The organism is uncultured Ralstonia sp., assembly GCA_913056305.1.
Lineage (GTDB): Bacteria > Pseudomonadota > Gammaproteobacteria > Burkholderiales > Burkholderiaceae > Ralstonia.
The window spans coordinates 1-2,403 of the sequence record CAJXMR010000392.1; the positions used below are offsets into that span (position 1 = coordinate 1).

The 2,403-nt window shown below is 64.2% G+C and carries 3 protein-coding genes; all 3 read left to right on the forward strand.

Translation table 11 applies throughout. From position 1 onward, the window contains the following. Positions 1-78: 78 nt before the first annotated feature. Entirely contained in the window at positions 79-450 is a 372-nt protein-coding gene (locus QZ609_RS26455) for a transposase (protein ID WP_004633552.1), read from the forward strand. Between the two features lie 5 nt (positions 451-455). Further along, on the forward strand, positions 456-782 hold the full coding sequence (gene tnpB, locus QZ609_RS26460; protein WP_131807846.1) for an IS66 family insertion sequence element accessory protein TnpB: 327 nt from the start codon (positions 456-458) through the stop codon (positions 780-782). Between the two features lie 62 nt (positions 783-844). Continuing rightward, complete coding sequence (locus tag QZ609_RS26465) at positions 845-2,374, forward strand: IS66 family transposase (protein WP_009238807.1); 1,530 nt, start codon at positions 845-847, stop codon at positions 2,372-2,374. Positions 2,375-2,403 lie beyond the last annotated feature (29 nt).

The window sequence follows — 2,403 nt, forward strand, 5'->3', positions numbered from 1 at the left end:
GTAAGCACCCGGTGAACCCGTCTTGAAGGGGACCCGCGTAGCAAGGAGCATCGTGTCCATCTAGTTCTAGGTGGACACGTGGACACTATCGAAGAGAGCGCGCCAATACGGCGCCGACGTCGGCATAGCGCCGAGTTCAAGGCCAAGGCAGTGCAGGAGTGCATGCAGCCGGGTGTTTCGATCGCGGCGATAGCCCTGCACCATCGCCTCAATGCGAATCTGCTGCGGCGCTGGGTCGCCGAGCAGGAAGCAAAGAATGGCGCGCCTGAGGACCGCGAGTTGATGAGGGTGCCGCAAGGCGAGTTCATCCCGTTGCGGATCGGCGAGCCGACCACTGCCGTGCCGGACATCCAGATCGAAGTCCGCCGTGGCGCGACGACGATCAGTCTTCGCTGGCCGGGATCGGCCGCAGCGCAGTGCGCCCAGTGGCTGCAAGGGTGGTTGCGTTGATTCGGGTGGACGCGATCTGGTTGGCCGTGGAGCCGCTGGACATGCGCGCCGGTACCGAAACGATCCTCGCGCGGGTCGTCAAGGTGTTCGGCGCGGCACGCCCCCACCACGCCTACCTGTTTGCCAATAAGAGTTCGACGCGCATGAAGGTGCTGGTCTACGACGGCTTCGGCATCTGGCTGGCCGCGCGGCGCCTCAACAAGGGGCGCTTCATCTGGACGAACGGCGACCAGGCGATCGCCACGGCGCTCAATCCCGAGCAATTGCGTGCGCTGGTGACGGGGCTGCCTTGGCAGACGCTCACCCACGACCACGCGATCACGGTCGTGTAATACCCCCAAAGCCGTAAACTGGCTTCCTTCCAGAGGACTTGGGGTTCTGGCAGACTCGCCGCATGAACCTACCCACCAACCTCGATGCCCTGAGCCCGGACGAACTGCGCACACTGGCTGCGCAGTTGATGGCCCAGGTCGGCGAGAAGGACCGGGAGTTGCGGTACCGGCAAGCCAAGATCGACCAGCTCACACACGAGCTGGCCATCCACAAGCGCTGGAAGTTCGGCAAGCGCAGCGAGCAACTGACATCTGAACAGGCGAGTCTGCTGGACGAAGCCATTGACGCAGACCTCGAGGCGATTGAGACCGAACTGGAAGCGCTCCTGCCGTCGTCCAAATCTGAAGCCAAGAGCAAGCCCAAGCGCCAGGCATTGCCGCCGCAGTTGCCGCGCACCGACATCCACCACGAGCCGGACGCAGAGACCTGCACCTGTGGGTGTGCGCTCAAGCGCATTGGCGAAGACATCAGCGAGAAGCTGGACTACACGCCGGGCACGTTCACCGTGGAGCGTCACATCCGCGGCAAATGGGTGTGCGATCAGTGTGAGACGCTGGTGCAGACGCCGGTGCCACCCCACGTCATCGACAAAGGCATCCCGACGGCCGGACTGCTGGCACATACGCTGGTGTCCAAGTTCGGCGACCACCTTCCCCTGTATCGGCAGGAGCGCATCTATGCGCGCGCCGGTCTGGCCATCCCGCAATCGACACTGGGCGCGTGGGTGGGCATCTGTGGCGTGCGTCTGCAACCGCTGGTGGACGCCCTGCAAGAAGAGGTTCTGAGCCACGGTGTTCTGCACGCCGACGAAACGCCAGTGCAGATGCTCGCGCCCGGCAATGGCAAGACGCACCGCGCCTACCTGTGGGCCTATGCGCCGAGCGAGTTCGAGAAGATGCGCGCGGTGATTTACCAGTTTGCGCCCAGCCGCAGCGGCGAGCACGCTCGCGCGTTCCTGGGGCAGTGGCAAGGCAAGCTGGTATGTGATGACTTCGCCGGCTACAAGGCCAGCTTCGACGGTGGCGTCACTGAGATCGGTTGCATGGCCCATTCGCGGCGCAAGTTCTTTGAACTGCACGACAAGCACAAGAGCGAATTGGCGGGCCAGGCACTGCGCTACATGGTGAGCTTGTACGAGATCGAGGCGCAAGTGCGGGATGCTGAGCCAGACCAGCGCCTGGCAGCGCGGCAACAAAGGGCTGGCCCGATTCTAGAGCGGCTGCACGCCTGGCTCGAGGAACAGCGACGCCGCGTCCCAGACGGCTCGGCGATCGCGCGGGCCATTGACTACAGCCTCAAGCGGTGGCCGGCTCTCGTGCGTTACCTCGACGACCCGACGGTGCCCATCGACAACAACCACGTCGAGCGACAGATCCGGCCGGTTGCCCTGGGTCGCTCCAATTGGTTGTTTGCAGGCTCACTGCGCGCCGGTCAACGCGCGGCTGCCGTCATGAGCCTGATCCAATCGGCCAAGCTCAACGGGCACGATCCCTACGCCTATCTGAAAGACGTCCTCACGCGACTGCCGACCCACAAGGCGGCCGACATCGCCGAACTGCTCCCGCATCGCTGGACGCCCAGCGCCACCTAGCTGGCAAGACGGGTTCACCGGGTGCTTAC